At 67.7% G+C, this 18473-nt stretch carries 19 protein-coding genes; 5 read left to right on the top strand and 14 right to left on the bottom strand.

Going from position 1 to position 18473, the window contains the following annotated elements:
* Positions 1-15: 15 nt before the first annotated feature.
* From coxB to APZ15_RS02125, 3 genes are all read right to left on the bottom strand, one after another.
* On the bottom strand, positions 16-1611 hold the full coding sequence (gene coxB, locus APZ15_RS02115; protein WP_027789062.1) for a cytochrome c oxidase subunit II: 1596 nt from the start codon (positions 1609-1611) through the stop codon (positions 16-18).
* A gap of 57 nt (positions 1612-1668) precedes the next feature.
* Positions 1669-2193: a DUF2244 domain-containing protein gene (locus APZ15_RS02120; protein ID WP_021163744.1), complete on the bottom strand. Its 525-nt coding sequence runs from the start codon at positions 2191-2193 to the stop codon at positions 1669-1671.
* Positions 2194-2388: 195 nt separating this feature from the next.
* Positions 2389-3354, bottom strand: a complete 966-nt coding sequence (locus tag APZ15_RS02125; RefSeq protein WP_027789060.1) for a methyltransferase domain-containing protein — start codon at positions 3352-3354, stop codon at positions 2389-2391.
* Between the two features lie 81 nt (positions 3355-3435).
* Here APZ15_RS02125 and APZ15_RS02130 point away from each other — a divergent pair, with 81 nt between their 5' ends.
* Together APZ15_RS02130 and trmL are read left to right on the top strand one after the other, a co-directional pair.
* Positions 3436-4233, top strand: coding sequence for a ComF family protein (locus tag APZ15_RS02130; protein WP_027789059.1), 798 nt, complete (start codon positions 3436-3438; stop codon positions 4231-4233).
* 105 nt (positions 4234-4338) lie between these two features.
* Entirely contained in the window at positions 4339-4809 is a 471-nt protein-coding gene (gene trmL, locus APZ15_RS02135) for a tRNA (uridine(34)/cytosine(34)/5-carboxymethylaminomethyluridine(34)-2'-O)-methyltransferase TrmL (protein WP_021164234.1), read from the top strand.
* Between the two features lie 34 nt (positions 4810-4843).
* On the opposite strand, the gene APZ15_RS02140 is transcribed toward trmL, so the two are convergent.
* The 5 genes from APZ15_RS02140 to APZ15_RS02160 form a co-directional block, all read right to left on the bottom strand.
* The gene (locus tag APZ15_RS02140; RefSeq protein ID WP_027789058.1) at positions 4844-5368 is read right to left on the bottom strand and encodes an O-acetyl-ADP-ribose deacetylase; all 525 of its coding nucleotides are present in this window, start codon (positions 5366-5368) and stop codon (positions 4844-4846) included.
* Between the two features lie 95 nt (positions 5369-5463).
* Positions 5464-6462, bottom strand: a complete 999-nt coding sequence (locus APZ15_RS02145; protein ID WP_027789057.1) for an NAD(P)H-dependent glycerol-3-phosphate dehydrogenase — start codon at positions 6460-6462, stop codon at positions 5464-5466.
* Between the two features lie 28 nt (positions 6463-6490).
* Complete coding sequence (secB, locus tag APZ15_RS02150) at positions 6491-6973, bottom strand: protein-export chaperone SecB (RefSeq protein WP_011353285.1); 483 nt, start codon at positions 6971-6973, stop codon at positions 6491-6493.
* Positions 6974-7080: 107 nt separating this feature from the next.
* Positions 7081-7341 (bottom strand): glutaredoxin 3, encoded by a 261-nt coding sequence (grxC, locus tag APZ15_RS02155; protein WP_021164237.1) that lies wholly within the window; start codon positions 7339-7341, stop codon positions 7081-7083.
* Complete coding sequence (locus APZ15_RS02160; protein ID WP_021164238.1) at positions 7338-7760, bottom strand: rhodanese-like domain-containing protein; 423 nt, start codon at positions 7758-7760, stop codon at positions 7338-7340. The genes grxC and APZ15_RS02160 overlap by 4 nt, the downstream gene beginning before the upstream one ends.
* A 136-nt stretch (positions 7761-7896) precedes the next feature.
* Between APZ15_RS02160 and gpmA the strand changes: the two genes are divergently transcribed.
* The 3 genes from gpmA to APZ15_RS02175 all read left to right on the top strand — a co-directional run bounded on the left by gpmA (position 7897) and on the right by APZ15_RS02175 (position 11342).
* Entirely contained in the window at positions 7897-8643 is a 747-nt protein-coding gene (gene gpmA, locus APZ15_RS02165; RefSeq protein ID WP_027789056.1) for a 2,3-diphosphoglycerate-dependent phosphoglycerate mutase, read from the top strand.
* Between the two features lie 291 nt (positions 8644-8934).
* Complete coding sequence (locus APZ15_RS02170) at positions 8935-10482, top strand: S41 family peptidase (RefSeq protein ID WP_027789055.1); 1548 nt, start codon at positions 8935-8937, stop codon at positions 10480-10482.
* Positions 10483-10589: 107 nt separating this feature from the next.
* Positions 10590-11342, top strand: coding sequence for a HesA/MoeB/ThiF family protein (locus tag APZ15_RS02175; protein ID WP_027789054.1), 753 nt, complete (start codon positions 10590-10592; stop codon positions 11340-11342).
* A 72-nt stretch (positions 11343-11414) separates the two neighbouring features.
* Here APZ15_RS02175 and ptsP read toward each other — a convergent pair whose 3' ends face one another.
* The 6 genes from ptsP to APZ15_RS02205 form a co-directional block, all read right to left on the bottom strand.
* Positions 11415-13187 carry a phosphoenolpyruvate--protein phosphotransferase gene (gene ptsP / locus APZ15_RS02180; RefSeq protein WP_027789053.1) on the bottom strand — a complete coding sequence of 591 codons (1773 nt, stop codon included), beginning with the start codon at positions 13185-13187 and terminating at the stop codon, positions 11415-11417.
* A 210-nt stretch (positions 13188-13397) separates the two neighbouring features.
* Positions 13398-13667 carry an HPr family phosphocarrier protein gene (locus APZ15_RS02185; RefSeq protein ID WP_006477716.1) on the bottom strand — a complete coding sequence of 90 codons (270 nt, stop codon included), beginning with the start codon at positions 13665-13667 and terminating at the stop codon, positions 13398-13400.
* A 73-nt stretch (positions 13668-13740) separates the two neighbouring features.
* Positions 13741-14211: a PTS sugar transporter subunit IIA gene (locus APZ15_RS02190; RefSeq protein ID WP_027789052.1), complete on the bottom strand. Its 471-nt coding sequence runs from the start codon at positions 14209-14211 to the stop codon at positions 13741-13743.
* Between the two features lie 230 nt (positions 14212-14441).
* Positions 14442-15398 carry a glutathione synthase gene (gene gshB / locus APZ15_RS02195; RefSeq protein ID WP_027789051.1) on the bottom strand — a complete coding sequence of 319 codons (957 nt, stop codon included), beginning with the start codon at positions 15396-15398 and terminating at the stop codon, positions 14442-14444.
* Positions 15399-15424: 26 nt separating this feature from the next.
* Positions 15425-16714 (bottom strand): glutamate--cysteine ligase, encoded by a 1290-nt coding sequence (gshA, locus tag APZ15_RS02200; protein ID WP_011353295.1) that lies wholly within the window; start codon positions 16712-16714, stop codon positions 15425-15427.
* Between the two features lie 243 nt (positions 16715-16957).
* Complete coding sequence (locus APZ15_RS02205; RefSeq protein WP_027789050.1) at positions 16958-18472, bottom strand: ammonium transporter; 1515 nt, start codon at positions 18470-18472, stop codon at positions 16958-16960.
* Between the last annotated feature and the right edge of the window lies 1 nt (position 18473).

The raw sequence follows: 18473 nt of genomic DNA on the forward strand, positions 1-18473 counted from the left end.
TAACTCAGCGACACGTCAAGCCGCCGGCCCGATCTCGACACGCCGGGCTTCCTTCGCGTCCGCCCCGCCCGTGATCGTTTCCGGCTTTTTGAGAATAATGTGGTCTTCCGCCACGCCTGCTGCCTTCAGCGCGTCGCGCACGGCTTGCGCGCGATGCTTCGCCAGTTCGGCGTTCGCGTCGGCCGAGCCCGTCTTGTCGGTGAAGCCCGACAGCGCGAGCTTCGCGTCCGGATGTGCCTTCGCATAGTCGGCCGCAGCGGCGATCGCCGCTTTCGCGTCGGCCGGCAGCACGCTCTTGCCCGTCTCGAAGTAGATCGTCGACAGTGCGGCCGATGCCGACGCTGCCGCCGGCTGTTCGGCTGCGCCCGACGCGGCTTGCGCCGGCGCCGAAGCCGCTTCGGCCGGTGCTGCGGCGCCTGCGGTGTCTTCCGGCATCTTGCCGTTACGCGCGTCGGCCACTTGCTTCGGCTGCAGCAGGTCGTTCTTGTGGTTGCCCCACGAGTTGCGTTCGTACGTGATGACCGAAGCGATGTCGAGATCCGACAGCGACGCCCACGACGGCATCGCGCCCTTGCCGTGCAGCACGCGCTCGACGTGGCCGGCGATCGGGCCGTTCACGATCGGGCTGCCGTCCATGGCCGGGAATGCGCCGAGGCCCTTGCCGCTCGCCTGGTGGCAGGCCGCGCAGTTCGCCTTGTAGACTTCCTCGCCGTGCGCGACGAGTTCGGCCATCGTGTAGACCTTGTTCGGATCGACTGCGGCGCCGGCCAGCTTGGCCTTCTGCGCGGTGACCCACTTCGCGTAGTCTTCGTCCGACAGGACTTCGACGACGACCGGCATGTACGCGTGTTCCTTGCCGCACAGCTCGGTACAGAAACCGCGGAACGTACCGACCTTGTCGGCCTTGAACCACGTGTCGCGCACGAAGCCGGGGATCGCATCCTGCTTCACGCCGAACGCGGGCACGTACCACGAGTGGACGACGTCGTTCGCGGTCGTGATGATGCGGATTTTCTTGTTGACCGGCACGACGAGCGGGTTGTCGACTTCCTGCAGGTAGGTGTCGGTGATCGGCTTCTTGCCCATCACTTCGTCACGCGGGGTGCTGAGCGTCGACAGGAAGCCGATGCCCTCGCCCGGGCCCTTCACGTAGTCGTAGCCCCACTTCCACTGGTAGCCGGTGACCTTGATCGTGAGATCGGCGTTGGTCGTGTCCTTCATCGCGACGACGGCCTTCGTCGCCGGCAGCGCCATCAGCACGACGATGACGAACGGCACGATCGTCCAGATGATCTCGACGGTCGTGCTTTCATGGAAATTGGCGGCCTTGTGGCCCTTGGATTTGCGGTGCGCGAAGATCGAATAGAACATCACGCCGAACACGCCGACGAAGATCACCGTACACAGGATCAGCATCATCGTGTGGAGATCGTAGAGCTCCTCGGCGATTTTCGTGACCGGCGGCTGAAAGTTGATCTCGTTGACGCGGGGGCCGCCCGGGCTATCACCGACCGCCAGGGCGGCACCGGCAAAGAGCAATCCGCTGCATGCCAGCACGCCCGTGAGGGCTCGCTTGATTGTTTTCATAGCATCCTTACCCAAAATTTCCATTCAAACCCTCCCCCGTCGCAAGCCTCCGGCCCGTTTCCGGCCAGTGCCCGCGCCTCGTCAGCCGCAGCGCCTGAGCGATGCGCGCAGTTCGTCCGCGAACTGCGCACGCTTGTACTGCGCGAGATGCTGCCCGATTACGACGGTCTGCCCGCGCGATACCAGCCGAATCGGATCGCGTGGCGTCGCACCCGGCTCGACCCGCACCCAGCGCGGGTTGAATTCGATCTGCGTGAGCCGCTCCGCATCCATCCGCTCGATCACGAGCCGGTGCGGATACAGCCTGATGCGTTCGTAATCGACCGCATGGCGAGCATAGATCGCAAATGCGACACCCACCGCCAGCAACTCGATTCCGGTGAAGGGCATGACGAGCCAGGCCCCCCGCCACATCAGCAATGTCGCGATCACCAGCGAGAAGCCCGCGAGCGACGCGTAAAACAGCACGAACTGGCGCGGCGACGCCGAACAGTTGCGTTTCATCAGCCAGTCTTCGAGGACCGGCTCGCCGTTCGTCGTCTCCGCCAAAACCCTCGCTGCTTCCATCGCCGCCTCACGCGAATGGCATGCGATGCATGCCTGCATCGGACTCGTCGCCCCGTATTGCGGGGACCCCGGGACGACAAGCTGACGCATTATAGGCGGGTTCAATGGCATCCACAAGCAAGCGGCTATCGCCCCGCAAGCCAAGCGCGACAAGCTTTCCGGCCATTTCAGGCGCCAATTCGACCCCGCTTTGCGCCGCTAATTTCAGACATAACAAAACCCCTCTTTACCGCTCTACCGATTCTTCGGACGCCCCTTTCCGATGTCCTCGATGCGCACGATCCCGTGCCCCTCGGCGGTCGTGCGCGGCACGGCCTTCCACGCGTGGCCGTAGATCACTTCGAACGTCAGGGCGATCGTGCCATCCGCGCGCCGGCGCGCCTCCAGCGCGTCGCCGAGCGCCGCGCGAAAGCGCCGGGTCGCGCGCTGCGGCGCCTCGCGCTCGAACGGATAGGCGCCCCAGCGGCGCACGTCGGCCAGCAGGGAGTCGGGGGTCTTGTAGGTGACGGTCAGCACTTCCTGATCCATCACGGGAATCTCGAAGCCGCTCTCGACGAGCATGTCGCCGAGGTCGTGCATGTCGACGAAATCGATCACGCGCGCGGCGGGCGGCGCAATGCCGAGCGCCGCTTCCGCATCCGCGCAGGCCGCGCGCAGTTCGCGCAGCGTGTCGGGGCCGAGCGTGCTGAACATCAGCAGCCCGTTCACGCGCAGCACGCGCTGCCATTCGGGCAGCACCGTGTCCGGACGCGAATGCCAGTGGAGCGCGAGATTCGACCAGATCAGGTCGAACGCACCGCCCGGGAACGGCAGCGCGGCGAAATCGGCCTGGGCGACGCGGGGGCCGCGCTGGCCCAGCGCACGGCCGAGCGAGGCCGGCAGCCAGCGGCGCCAGCTCGTCTGTTCGACCTCACGCTGACCGGCTCGCGCGAGCATCGCGCCGGACAGGTCGACGCCGAATACGGGTGCCTCCGGAAAGCGCGCGCGCAGCGCCGGCAGGTCGTCCCCCGGGCCGCAGCCCGCGTCCAGCACGGCCGCGGGGCTTACCTTGATGTATTCGAGGCGCTCGTTCATCCGCTGCGCGATCTCGCGCGGCAGGAACGCGACCGCGTCGAACGTGGCGGCGCGGCGGTCGAAGATCCGCCGCAGGCGCCTTGCGTCATTGGCCGGACGGCCGGTTGAAGTCGAAGCTGGGGACATGTCGGGCACACTGGCGAAGAGCCCGAAGTATACTCGCTCGCCCCGCGGGCTTCATTGAGGCGGGGTGTCAGGAGTGTTGCGATGATCCGCAGTTCCGCCCGGCGCACGATGCGCGTCGCTTTGTCGCAGGTTCGCGCGCTGGCCGCGCGCGTCGCCGCGGTCGCGCTGCCGAATTGCTGCGCACTGTGCGGCAATTTGTCACACACGATGATTTGCGTCGCCTGCGACGCCGCGTACTGGAACGAAGCGCGGCTACGCTGCGGCGTCTGCGCGATACCGCTGGGCATCGGGCAACCGCGTTCGCACCGGTCCCGCGGCGCTCGCGCCGGCAGTGCGGACGCGTACCGTTGCGACGCGTGCCGTGCGGCACCGCCGCCGTTCGATTCGACGCTCGCGCTGGCGGATTACCGCGCGCCGCTCGACGGGCTCGCGCGCGGCCTGAAGTTTCACCGGCAACTCGCGCTCGGCGCCGAATTCGCGGCACGGCTCGCGCGGCTGATCGACGATACGCCCGGCGCCCGCGGCTTCGACCTGGTGGCGCCGGTGCCGCCGTCGCACCGGCGGCTCGTCGCGCGCGGCTACAACCAGGCGTGGGCGATCGCGCGCCCGCTCGCGCGGCGGCTCGGGGTGCGCGCGGATGCGGCACTGCTCGCACGCGTCGCCGACACCGCGCCGCAGTCGCGGCTCGACCGGCACGCACGGCGCGACAACGTGATCGCGGCATTCGCGGTGGCGGGCGGCGTCGCCGGCCGCCACGTTGCGCTCGTCGACGACGTGATGACGTCCGGCGCGACGCTCGCGGCCGCCGCGCACGCACTGAAGGCGGCGGGCGCCGCACGCGTGACGAATCTGGTTGCGCTGCGCACCGCCAGGGATTAATTAAATAGAGAGGCCGACCGACCGGACACGGCGGCGGCCGTCACGAACCGGCCGGCCGGGAACGCGCGCGTAGCGCCGCCCCGGCCGGCCCAGCCAAACCGAAACATGTTCAACGTCGTCCTCGTCGCCCCCGAAATCCCGCCGAACACCGGCAACGTGATCCGCCTGTGCGCCAACACGGGCGCGCGCCTGCACCTGATCGAGCCGCTCGGCTTCCCGCTCGACGACGCGCGGATGCGCCGCGCGGGCCTCGACTATCACGAGTATGCGCAGATGCGCGTACACCGCGACTGGGACGCGTTCATCGCGGCGGAAACGCCCGATCCGGCGCGAATGTTCGCGTTCACGACACGCGGCTCGGGCCGCTTCCACGATCACGCATTCCTGCCCGGCGACTGGTTCGTGTTCGGCTCGGAGACGCGCGGCCTGCCCGCCGAACTGCTCGAGCGCTTCCCGAACGAACAGCGCGTGCGCCTGCCGATGCGGCCGGACAACCGCAGCCTGAACCTGTCGAACACGGTCGCGGTGGTCGTGTTCGAGGCGTGGCGCCAGGCCGGTTTCGAAGGCGGCGCATGACACCGGGACGGCGCGTCCCGCCCCGCGGAAGGCGTCACGTCCGCGCGAGCCGCGCACGGTACAGGTCGTAGATGTCGGGGGAAAAGCACGCAAACACCACGCGTGCGAGGTTCGGCGCCTGCGGCAGCATTTCGGCGACGGTGCCCACGGCGATGTCGACGGCTTCTTCGGCCGGATAGCGATAGATTCCGCAGCTGATCGCCGGGAACGCGATCGACGTCGCCGCGACCTCCTCGGCCAGCTCGATCGCGCGGCGGTAGCACGACGCGAGCAGGTCGGCCTCGCCGCGCCCGCCGCCATGCCACACGGGCCCGACTGCATGGATCACGTAGCGCGCCGGCAGCCCGTGGCCGCGCGTGAGCCTGGCGTCGCCCGTGTCGCAGCCGCCGAGCGTGCGGCACTCGGCGAGCAGGCCGGGGCCGGCCGCGCGGTGGATCGCGCCGTCGACGCCGCCCCCGCCGAGCAGCGAGCCGTTCGCGGCGTTGACGATCGCGTCGACATCGAGCGTCGTGATGTCGACGACCTGCGCGTCGAGCGTGGTGGAATGGATCTGCAGCATGACAACCTCCCGGAGCGCCGGAGACTGTTCAAGCGTAGCGCGCTTTGACGCCGCGCGCCCGCGGCGAACACGGCACCGGGCGGCGCCCGGCCGCGCTACTCGGCGCGCGCGTCGCGCCGCAGCAGGCCACTGACGGCGTCGCGCGGCGCGATGCCGTCGAACAGCACGCCGCACACGGCTTCGGTGATCGGCATTTCGATCGACTGCGCCCGCGCGATGGCCAGCACGGCCTGCGCACAGCGCACGCCTTCGGCCACGTGGCCGAGCGCGCCGAGGATATCGTTCAGCGTGCGACCGGCCGCCAGTTGCAGGCCGACCGTGCGGTTGCGCGACAGGTCGCCCGTTGCGGTGAGGATCAGGTCGCCGAGGCCGGTCAGGCCCGTGAAGGTTTCCGCACGGCCGCCGAGCGCGACGCCCAGCCGCGACATTTCGGCGAGGCCGCGCGTGATCAGCGCGGCACGCGCGTTCAGCCCGAGGCCGAGGCCGTCGGCGATACCGGTCGCGATCGCGAGCACGTTCTTCACCGCGCCGCCGACCTCGACGCCGACCACGTCGTCACCCGTATAGATCCGCATCGCGCCGTGATGAAACGCGGCGAGCGTGCGCTCGCGGCATTCGGCGGACGTACTCGCCACCGTCAGCGCGACGGGCAGCGACTGCCCGACCTCGCGTGCGAAGCTCGGCCCCGACAGCACGCCGTTGCTGTGCTGTTCGGGCAGTTCGGCCGCGATCACCTGGTGCGGCAGCAGATGCGTGTCGGCCTCGAAGCCCTTGCAGACCCAGACGATGTGCGCGGGCACGCAGCCCGCGGCGCGCATCGCGTGACACAGCGTGCGCAGCCCGGCCACCGGCGCGGCGATCACGCACAAAGCGTCGTCCGCGGCGCCGTGCGCGAGCGCGGCGCCGAGATCGGCGTCGTAGCGCAACGCGTCAGGCAGCGCGATGCCGTCCAGATAGCGGGAATTTTCGTGCCGGGCCTGCAGCCCGGCGATGAGCGCGGCATCGCGCGCCCACAGAAGCGTATCGTGCCGCGCGGCCAGATGGCCCGCGAGCGCGGTGCCCCAGGCACCGGCGCCGAGAACGGCTACTTTCATACCCAGCACCGGTCCTCCGAGTAAAACGTCAGTTCAGCGTCGTGCCGTTCGGCGCGCCTGCTGCGGCGCCGGCCTGCTGCTGAAGCTGCGCGAGACGCTGTTCGTACAGCGCCTGGAAGTTGATTTCCGCCAGGTGGATCGGCGGGAAGCCCGCGCGCGTGATCGCGTCGGCGATGTTCGAACGCAGGTACGGGAACAGGATCGTCGGGCACGCGATGCCGACGAGCGGGTCGAGCTGTTCGTCCGGAATGTTGCGGATGTCGAAAATGCCGGCCTGCTTCGCTTCGATCAGGAACGCGACCTTGTCCTTCACCTTCGCGGTGACGGTGCCCGACACGACGACTTCGAACACGCTTTCCGCGAGGCGGTCGGCCTTCACGTCGACTTCGACTTCAACCGACGGCATGTCCTGCTCGAGGAAGATCGCCGGCGAATTCGGCTGCTCGAGCGACATATCCTTCAGGTAGACGCGCTGGATGTTGAAGAACGGTTGGTTTTCGACGTCGGACATGGTGTTTCCCTAAAAGTGGTGACGGGGCGGCCCGGCTTCGCGCCGGCCGCCACGGATGAATCCTGCGCGCCCAAGCCGCGGCGCGGCCGGCGGCCATTCTGCCCTAATCAGGCCGCTTGCAGAAGCGGAACGAGCCCGCCTTCGCGGTCGAGCTTCGACAGATCGTCGTAGCCGCCGACGTGCGTGTCGCCGATATAGATCTGCGGCACCGTGCGGCGCCCCGTGCGCGACATCATTTCGTCACGGCGGGCCGGATCGCGGTCGATCAGCACCTTCTCGATCTGCTCGACACCGCGCAGCTTCAGCAGGCGCTCGGCCTGGATGCAATACGGACACACCTGCGTGCTGTACATCAAAACCTTGTTCACTTCGCCACTCCTTGTTTGACGACCGGCATCCCGGCCTGCTGCCAGGCAGCCACGCCGCCCTCGAGCACGTGCACCTCGGCGTATCCCGCCGCCTCGACCTCGCGCGCCGCCTTCTGCGACTGCTGGCCGTTCTGGCAGACGAGCAGCACCGGCGTGCTCTTGTTCTTCGCGACCTGCGCGATCTTCGCGCCGATCTCGCCCGCCGCGACCTGACGGGCCGACGGCAGGTGGCCGGCCGCGAAATCGGACGCGGCGCGCACGTCGATCACGACCGCGTTGCGGCGGTTGATGAGTTGCGTCGCCTCCGCGGCCGACAGGCCGCCGCGACCGCGGCGCAGCGCGGGCCAGGCCAGCAGGCCGCCGGATACCACCAGGATCGCGATAAGGGCCAGGTTGGTGTAATCGGTAAAGAACGTCACGGAATTCCGCCGGAAAAAGAGAAATCGGATGAGGACAATCCCGCCATTATAAAATAACCGTCTTGCGCGATGGCGGGCCCCGGTCGGGTCCCGTACGACGCGCCCCGCTTCCCTATCACTACCGACCGCAAGATCCATGTACAAACTCGTTCTCATCCGCCACGGCGAATCGACGTGGAACAAGGAAAACCGCTTCACCGGCTGGGTCGACGTCGACCTGACCGAACAGGGTCGCAACGAGGCCTACCAGGCCGGCGAATTGCTCAAGGAGGCCGGCTACACGTTCGACATCGCGTACACGTCGGTACTCAAGCGCGCGATCCGCACGCTGTGGCACGTGCAGGACAAGATGGACCTGATGTACCTGCCGGTCGTCCACTCGTGGCGCCTGAACGAGCGCCACTACGGCGCGCTGTCGGGCCTGAACAAGGCGGAAACGGCCGCGAAGTTCGGCGACGACCAGGTGCTCGTGTGGCGCCGCAGCTACGACACGCCGCCGCCCGCGCTCGAGCCGACCGACGAACGCGCGCCGTTCAACGACCCGCGCTACGCGAAGGTGCCGCGCGAGCAGCTGCCGCTCACCGAGTGCCTGAAGGACACGGTCGCGCGCGTGCTGCCGCTGTGGAACGAGTCGATCGCCCCGGCGGTCCGCGCCGGCAAGCAGGTGCTGATCGCCGCGCACGGCAACTCGCTGCGCGCGCTGATCAAGTACCTCGACGGCATCTCGGACAGCGACATCGTCGGCCTGAACATCCCGAACGGCGTGCCGCTCGTGTATGAACTCGACGAGAACCTGAAGCCGATCAAGCACTATTACCTCGGCGACCAGGACGCAATCGCGCAGGCGCAGGCCGCCGTCGCGAAGCAGGGCAAGGCGGGCTGACGCCCGTCGGCCGGGTGAGCCGGCCAGGCCGGGCGGGCCGCGTCCGGCGCGGCATGCCCGGTCCCGGCCCTTGCCCGCGCACCGCGCGAACCTTCGCGCCCCCGGCGCTGTCGAATCCGCTTTCGAACCCGCGGCGCGCCCGGCGGTGCCCGGCCGGGCCGCCTTCCGGGCCCGCCGCGACGCCCGCTGCGGCGCAATTCGCGCCGTTCCACTGAGTCTTCGGACGAACAGTTATACTTGTCCGCTACATCCCCGCTACCGCCACGCGCTTCCCGACCGCACCAGATCTCTATGCGAATGAAATTGAAGAACATCGGCCTGATTGCCGCGGGCCTCGCCACGGGCGTGTTCGCCACGCTGCAGGTTTCCGCATCGGCCGAGCAGACCGCCACGGCGCCGCTTCCCCTCGACCAGCTCCGCCTGTTCGCGGAAGTCTTCGGACAGATCAAGCGCGAGTACGTCGAACCGGTCGACGACAAGAAGCTGCTGACGGCCGCGATCAAGGGCATGGTGTCGAGCCTCGACCCGCACTCGTCGTTCCTCGACAAGACCGACTATGACGAGCTGCAGGAGCAGACGAAGGGCCGCTTCGCGGGTCTCGGCATCGAGATCTCGCAGGAAGACGGCCTCGTCAAGGTGATCTCGCCGATCGAAGATACGCCCGCGTTCCGCGCCGGCATCCGTCCGGGCGACCTGATCACGCGCATCAACGACAAGCCGGTGCGCGGCATGACGCTCGACAAGGCCGTGAAGCAGATGCGCGGCGAGCCGGGCACCAAGGTCACGCTGACGATCTTCCGCAAGAGCGACGACCGCACGTTCCCAGTCACCGTCACGCGCGCGATCATCAAGGTCCAGAGCGTGAAGATGAAGATCCTCGATCCGGGCTATGCGTATGTCCGCATCACGAGCTTCCAGGAACGCACGACGCCCGATCTCGCGCAGAAGCTGCAGGACATCGCACGCCAGCAGCCGAACCTGAAGGGCCTCGTCCTCGACCTGCGCAACAACGGCGGCGGCCTGCTGCAGAGCGCGGTCGGCGTGGCCGGCGCGTTCCTGCCGCCCGACTCCGTCGTCGTGTCGACCAACGGCCAGATCCCCGATTCGAAGCAGGTCTACCGCGATACGTACGACAACTATCGCCTGCCGTCCTTCGACGGCGATCCGCTGAAGAACCTGCCGCCGGTCTTCAAGACGGTGCCGATGATCGTGCTGACGAACGCCTATTCGGCGTCCGCGTCGGAAATCGTCGCCGGTGCGCTGCAGGATTCGAAGCGCGCGCAGATCATGGGCAAGACGACGTTCGGCAAGGGTTCGGTGCAGACGGTCCGCCCGATGACGGCCGACACCGCACTGCGCCTGACCACCGCGTACTACTACACGCCGAGCGGCCGTTCGATCCAGAACAAGGGCATCACGCCGGACGTGCCGGTCGATCAGTACGCGGACGGCGATCCGGACGACGTGCTCGTGACGCGCGAGGTCGACTACACGAACCACCTCGCGAACACGCAGGATCCGAACGAGAAGAAGGAACAGGAAGAGCGCGAGCAGCGCCGGATGGATCAACTGCGCGTCCTCGAAGAGCAGAACGACAAGAAGACGCCGGAACAGCGCCAGAAGGATCGCGATCGCAAGCCGATCGAGTTCGGCAGCGCCGACGACTTCATGATGCAGCAGGCGCTCAACAAGCTCGAAGGCAAGCCGGTGCAGGAATCGAAGTCGCTGCTCGCCGAAAGCACGAAAGGCACGGCCGGCAAGGCCGCCACGGCCCCGAAGGCATCGGGCGCAAGCGCGAAGCCGGCTTCCGCACCGAAGCCCGCGTCGGCGCCGAAGTAAGCGCCGGCCGGCATCCGACGGGCCATCGCGGGAAGACCGCGATGGCCCGTTTTTCATGCGCGCCTAAAATAACGACACGTCCGCCGCTTCGCCCACGACTCCCCCCCATGAACGACGATCAACTCCTTCGCTACTCCCGCCACATCCTCGTCGACGAAATCGGCATCGAGGCGCAGCAGCGCTTTCTCGATGCGCATGCGATCGTCGTCGGCGCGGGCGGCCTCGGCTCGCCCGCCGCAATGTACCTCGCGGCATCGGGCGTCGGCACGATCACGCTCGTCGACGCCGATACGGTCGATCTCACGAACCTGCAGCGGCAGATCCTGCACGTGACGGCCTCGGTCGGCCGCAGCAAGGTCGAATCGGGGCGCGACACGCTCGCGCAACTGAACCCCGAGGTGAAGGTGGACGCGGTCGCCGCGCGCGTCGACGACGCATGGCTCGACGCGCACGTGCCAAGCGCGACCGTCGTGCTCGACTGCACCGACAACTTCGCGACGCGGCACGCGATCAACCGCGCGTGCGTCGCGCACGGCGTGCCGCTCGTGTCGGGCGCCGCGCTGCGCTTCGACGGCCAGATCAGCACGTTCGATTTCCGCGACCCGGCCGCGCCCTGCTATGCGTGCGTGTTTCCGGAAGACCAGCCGTTCGAGGAAGTCGCGTGCGCGACGATGGGCGTGTTCGCGCCGACGGTCGGGATCATCGGCGCGATGCAGGCCGCCGAGGCGCTGCGCGTGATCGGCGACATCGGCAAGACGCTCAACGGGCGGCTGATGATGCTCGATTCGCTGCGGATGGAATGGACGACGATGAAAATCGCGCGCCAGGCCGACTGCCCCGTGTGCGGGGGCCGGCACTGACGCGCGACGGGCATGCGCCAGGCGGCGCATGCTTGGTGACACTTCGCTACTTTTTGAGCGGCGACGTGGCGCCTATGCGGCCGCATCCGCGCGCGGCTCGGCGACCGACAGGCGCTGCAGCGCCGCCTGCACTTCCTCCGGCTCGAACGCGGCGAGCACGTCGGCCGTCGGCTTTTCGAGCGCCTTCAGGTGTGCGCGCAGGATCTCCTGCTTCACGACGAGCAGCTGGCTCGGGTGCATCGAGAACTCGGTGAGCCCCATCCCGAGCAGCAGGCGCGTAAGCGCCGGGTCGCCCGCCATCTCCCCGCACACCGACACGGATACCCCCGCGCGCTTCGCTTCACGCAACGTATAGGCGATCAGGTGCAGCACGGCCGGGTGCAGCGGGTCGTACAGGTGCGCGACCGCGTTGTCGGCACGGTCGATCGCGAGCGTGTACTGGATCAGGTCGTTCGTGCCGATCGACAGGAAATCGAACCGCTTCAGGAACAGCGGCAGCGCGATCGCCGCGGCCGGAATCTCGATCATCGCGCCGATGCGCACGTTCGGATCGTACGCGAGCCCCGCGTCGTCGAGCTGGCGCTTTGCCTCGCGAATCAGGTCGAGCGTCTGGTCGATCTCCTGCGCGTGCGCGAGCATCGGAATCAGGATCTTCACCTGGCCGAACGCGGACGCACGCAGGATCGCACGCAACTGCGTGAGGAACATCTGCGGCTCGGACAGGCTCCAGCGGATCGCGCGCAGGCCGAGCGCGGGGTTCGGCGCCGTCTCGTAGCCTTCGTCGAGCGCCTCGAGCGGCTTGTCCGCGCCGACGTCGATCGTGCGGATCGTCACCGGCATGCCCTTCATCCACTCGACGGCCCGCTTGTAGGCGGCGAACTGCTCCTCCTCTTCCGGCATCTCCTTCTGATGCATGAACAGGAACTCGGAACGGAACAGCCCGACGCCGACCGCGCCGGCCTCGACGGCAGCCTTCGCGTCGTCGGGCAGCTCGATGTTCGCGTACAGATCGATCTTGGTGCCGCATAACGTTTGCGTCGGCGAGAACTTCAGACGCTGCAGCTTGCGTTGCTCCAGCAGCTTCTCGGACTGCCGGTACGAATACTCCTCGAGGACGATCGGCGCCGGATCGACGATCACGATGCCCTGGTCGCCGTCGACGATGATCAGGTCGTCCTGGCGGATCAGCGCGCTCGCGTGCTGCACGCCGACCGCGGCCGGAATGCCGAGGCTGCGCGCGACGATCGCCGTGTGCGACGTGCGGCCGCCGAGGTCGGTGACGAACGCCTGGAACGACTGCGACTTGAACTGCATCATGTCGGCCGGCGCGATGTCGTGCGCGACGACGATCATCTCGTTCGTGCCGTTCGCGGCCGCGCGGTCGAGCGCCTGCGACGCGGACGGTGCGCCGGCGAGCGCTTTCAGCACGCGCTCGACCACCTGCTCGATGTCGGCCTTGCGCTCGCGCAGGTATTCGTCCTCGATGTCGTCGAAGTGACGCGTGAGCAGCTCGAGCTGCTCGGTCAGCGCCCACTCGACGTTGTAGCGGCGCGTGCGGATCAGGTCGATGGTTTCCTGCACGAGCATCGCGTCGCTCAGGATCATCGCGTGGACGTCGATGAATGCACCGACCTCGCTCGGGGTGTCGTCGGTCAGGTCGGCGCGCAGCGCCTCGAGTTCGTGATGCACGACATCGAGCGCCGTGCGGAAGCGCTCGACCTCGGCATCGATCTGGTTTGCGTCGATCAGGTAATGGGCGACGTCGAGCGCCGCCGGCGCGATCAGGTACGCTCGCCCGATCGCGATACCTCGTGAGACGGGAATGCCATGCAGCGTGAAGGACACGCGCACCTCCTCTGTACAAGTAAAGCCGCGGCACACTGCTGCGATGCGCTTATGACCCCGGTTAGCGATTATAAATTCCGCGACTCCCCGCTGACTGCATGCACCGCAGCATTGCGCATTCCGCATCAATGCTTCCGACGAAAAAAATGCCGCGGAATCCGCGGCATTCTGACTGGAAACGGCAACGATCCCGTGCGCGGCGCGCGCGGATCACTGCCCTTCGCCGAACTTGTCCGCGATCAGTTTCAGCAGTGCGTCCATCGCTTCCCGCTCGTCGGGCCCTTCGGTCTCGATCGTCACGGTGCTGCCGATGCCCGCCGCCAGCATCATCACGCCCATGATGCTCTTCGCGTTGATCTTGCGCCCGTTGCGCGTCATCCAGACTTCCGACTGGAAGTTACCGGCCAGTTGCGTAAGCTTGGCCGATGCGCGCGCATGGAGCCCCAATTTATTGACGATGGTGGTTTCTTGTTGAAGCATGATTCTCGGTCGGGTCGGTCGGGACCGCCGGCGGCTCGCGCCGGCGGTGCTGTCTAAAACGGAAAACGGGAAATCAGTGCGACTCGGTGCGCGGTTGCGGTTCCGGCGGAATCGGCGCGCATTGGCCGCAGCCGGTTTCCGTCGGCGGCGGCGGCGTGCCGGCCGACACCTCGTGGACGCCCTTCGCCCCGCCGGACAGCGCCTTGTCGACGAGCTTGTCGAGCGGCACGGTGCGGTAGCAGACGGCCCGCACGAGCATCGGCAGGTTCACGCCCGCCAGCACGCGCACGTTGTCGAGCTTCGCGAGCTGGCCGGCGATGTTCGCCGGCGTCGCGCCGTACATGTCGGTCAGCACGACCACGCCGTTCTCTTCGCGGAGCCGCGCGAGCTCCGCGTGCGCGAACGCCATCACCTGGGCCGGATCGCTGTCCGCCATCACGTCGATACAGCCGATGCGGGCGGGCACGCCGCCATAGATGTGCGCGATGCAGTCCCGCAGCGCGGTGGCGAGCGGGGCGTGCGCGATGATCAGGATCCCGGCCATGTCAGATCGCTCCCGGCCGCCCCTGGCGGGCCGATACCCCGCGGCGGGGCAATGAGCGTAGCGAGTGTGGGAAACGTTTCATGGTCAGCCTTGCAACAGTTTCGGCCCGACCGCCGGGCCTTTGGTGCGCGATCGCGGCACCGGGCAAGCGGGCATTGTAGCAGGCCGGTCGAGCTGCTCCGGCGACGGGGGACCTGCGCGGCCGCCGCCGGGGTTGCGCGGGAGACGGCCTACGCGGCCGCACGCTCCAGCGCGTCGATGAACATCGCGGCGACGTCGAAGCCCGTCTGCTCCATGATCTCGCGGAAGCACGTCGGGCTCGTGACGTTCACCTCGGTCAGCCAGTCGCCGATCGCATCGAGGCCGACCAGCAACAGCCCGCGCGCCGCGAGCACGGGCCCGAGCGTGTCGGCGATCTCGCGATCGCGCGCGGTCAGCGGCTGCGCGACCCCGAGCCCGCCCGCCGCGAGATTGCCGCGCACCTCGCTGCCCTGCGGAATCCGCGCGAGCGAATACGGCACCGGCTCGCCCGCGATCAGCAGGATGCGTTTGTCGCCGGCCTTGATCTCGGGAATGAACTTCTGGATCATCAGCGAGCGCGTGCCGTCATGGCCGAGCATCTCGATGATCGCACCGAGGTTCATGCCGTCGGCCTTCACGCGGAACACGCCCATCCCGCCCATCCCGTCGAGCGGCTTCACGATCACGTCGCCGTGCTCGGCGTGAAAGGCGCGCAGGCGCGCCGCATCGCGCGTGACGAGCGTCGGCGCGACGAATTGCGGAAACTCGCCGATCGCGAGCTTTTCCGAGTGATCGCGAATCGACTGCGGCTTGTTGAATACGCGCGCGCCCGCCCGTTCGGCAAGCTCGAGCATCCACGTGGCCGTTACGTATTCCATGTCGAACGGCGGATCCTTGCGCATCAGCACCGCGCCGAACGACGTCAGCGCACGCGACTCGTGAGCGGCCGCCTCGTACCACGGTTCGCGGTGCAGGTCGGCCGTGTCGCCGACGATCGTCACGCGCTGCACGTCCGCCTCGACACCGCTCCCCGTCCATGCGAGCTGGTGCGGCTGGCACGCGTACACCGCATGCCCGCGCCGCGCCGCCTCGGCCATCATCGCGTAGGTCGAATCCTTGTAGATCTTGAAGCGCTCGAGCGGGTCGGCGATAAAGAGAATGTCCATGAGGTCCTGTACTTGGCGAAGGTCCGTTATACCTGGATGGCTTCGGGGTCGGTCTTTTCCAGTTCGATCGACGACGCGATCAGCGACAGCCGCGCGACGACGCCGTACATGTAGAAACGGTTCGGCGGCGCGGCACCCGGCTTCGCGCCGGCATCCGGCAGCGCGGTGTGCTCGAAGCCGAGCGGCACGTAGTGCATGCCGGGCGCGTTCAGGTTCTGGTCGCGCTCGCGGCCGGCGTGCGTGCGGTAGAAGCCGCCGACCACGTAGCGGTCGATCATGTATACAACGGGCTCGGCTACTTCGTCGCCGACGCGCTCGAACGTATACACGCCTTCCTGCACGATCACGTCGCGCACCGCGAGGCCGGCCTTCGACTCGGCCATCTGCGCGCGCTCGGCCTTCGACATCCGGCCGATCTCGGCCGCGTCGTGCACGGTCATCACGCCGCGCCCCGCCGTGCCCGCGTCGGCCTTCACGACGACGTACGGCTTCTCGCTGATCCCGTATTCGCGGTACTTGCGCGCGATCTTCTTCAGCACGCCGTCGATCGCGTCGGCGAGCGCCTGCTCGCCTTCATGCGCCTGCCAGTCGACGCCTTCCACGTGCGCGAAATACGGATTCACCATCCACGGATCGACGCCGACCATCTTCGCGAACTTCTTCGCGACGTCGTCGTAGCAAGAGAAGTGCGTCGACTTGCGGCGCACGGCCCAGCCCGCGTGCAGCGGCGGCAGCAGGTACTGCTCGTGCAGGTTTTCCAGCACGGCCGGGATGCCGGCCGACAGGTCGTTGTTCAGCAGGATCGAGCACGGGTCGAAATTCTTCAGGCCGAGGCGGCGCTGCGAACGCTCGAGCGGTTCGAGCACGATCTTCTGGCCGTCGGCCAGCGTGATCGGCGTCATGTCGGTGATGCTCGGGTCGAGCGAGCCGAAGCGCACGTTCAGCCCGGCCTGGCGCATGATCGTCGCGAGGCGCGCGACGTTTTCGAGGTAGAACGCGTTGCGGGTCGGCAGCTCGGGAATCACGAGCAGGTTCTTCGCGTCCGGGCAGATCTTCTCGATCGCGGCCATCGCGGCCTGCACGGCGAGCGGCAGCACTTCGGACGGCAGGTTGTTGAACGCGCCGGGAAACAGGTTCGCGTCGACGGGCGCCAGCTTGAAGCCGGCATTGCGCAGGTCCACCGAACAATAGAACGGCGGGGTGTGTTCCTGCCATTCGAGCCTGAACCAGCGTTCGATCGCAGGCGTCGCGTCGAGGATCTTCTGCTCGAGTTCGAGCAGCGGACCGTTCAACGCCGTAACGAGGTGGGGAACCATGAATCACTCGCGAGCGGGAGAATGAAGATTGTAGAGCAATTGCCTTGCCCATTTGGGGATTGTTCCCGGCTTCACAAGGATATGCAGGAAGTTTTCGGCTATTGACCCGATAGAGTGAAGGGTTATCCGCTACGTCAGTGCGTGACAGGAGAAAAAAAGCCCGCCGGGTAGGCGGGCCGAAGTCGCTGCGCTCATTCGGGGCGGGCGCCGTCGTCGCGGCGGCCCGCCGTTGATTCGTGTGACTTATTCCACGTGCTCGCCGTGCAGGATCACGTCGAGACCTTCGCGCTCTTCCTCTTCGGTCACGCGCAGGCCCATCGTCAGGTCGATCAGCTTCAGCAGCACGAAGCTCAGCACGCCGCTGTAGACCAGCGTGATCAGCACGCCCTTCGCCTGCAGCAGCAGGCTGCCGTCGGCGCCGCCGATGTCCTTGACCGCGAACACACCCGTCAGCAGCGCGCCGAGAATCCCGCCGATGCCGTGCACGCCGAACGCGTCGAGCGAATCGTCGTAGCCGAGCTTCGACTTGAGCCAGGTCGCCGACCAGAAGCAGACGACGCCGGCGGCGATGCCGATCACCAGTGCACCCGCCACGCCGACGAAACCGGCGGCCGGCGTGATCGCCACGAGACCCGCGACCGCGCCCGACACGATGCCGAGCACCGACGGCTTGCCCTTCGCGATCCACTCGGCAAACATCCAGCCGAGCGCCGCGCAGGCGGTCGCCACTTGCGTGGTCAGCATCGCGAAGCCGGCACGGCCGTCAGCGGCGACCGCGGAGCCCGCGTTGAAGCCGAACCAGCCGACCCACAGCATCGAGCCGCCGATCATCGTCAGCACGAGGTTGTGCGGCGCCATCGATTCGCGGCCGTAGCCGACGCGCTTGCCGAGCACGAGGCACGACACGAGGCCCGCGATACCGGCGTTGATGTGCACCACCGTGCCGCCCGCGAAGTCGAGCACGCCGTCGGCCGACAGCCAGCCGGTCGGCTCCCACACCATGTGCGCGACCGGCACGTAGACGATCAGCGACCAGAGCGTCATGAACACGAGCATCGCCGAGAACTTCATGCGATCGGCGAACGCGCCGCAGATCAGCGCCGGCGTGATGATCGCGAACGTCATCTGGTAGACGAAGTAGACCGATTCCGGAATCGTCGTCGCGAGATGGCTGACGGTCAGCGTCGTCGCCTTGTCGCCCTTGATGTAGTTCATGCCGTGCAGGAATGCGCGCGACAGGCCGCCGATGAAGCCGTTGCCCGGCGTGAACGCGAGGCTGTAGCCGACCACCGTCCACAGCACCGTGATCACCGCGGTGATCGCGAAGCTCTGCATCACGGTCGCGAGCACGTTCTTCTTGCGGACCATGCCCGCGTAGAACAGCGCGAGGCCCGGGATCGTCATGAACAGCACGAGCGCGGTCGACGTCAGCATCCACGCGGTGTCGCCCGCGCTGATCTTCGACGAATCGACCGAGAACGGTGCGGTCGGCGCAGCCGGTGCGGCCGGCGCGGACGCGGCGGCAGCGGCCGATGCGTCGGCGGCGCCCGAAGCCGGTGCGGCGGCAGCGGCCGGTGCAGATGCATCGGTTGCAGCCGGTGCCGAAGCGGCCGGCGCGGCGGCAGCCGAGGCGTCGGAAGCCGTTGCGGCGGGCGCGGACGCAGCGGCGGCGGACGCCGCGTCGTCGGCGAGCGCGGAGCCGACGCCTGCCGCGATCAGCGAGCCGGCCATCAGCAGGGACATCAGAAGTTTGCGCATC

This window comes from Burkholderia cepacia ATCC 25416 (genome assembly GCF_001411495.1).
GTDB classification, from domain to species: Bacteria; Pseudomonadota; Gammaproteobacteria; order Burkholderiales; family Burkholderiaceae; genus Burkholderia; species Burkholderia cepacia.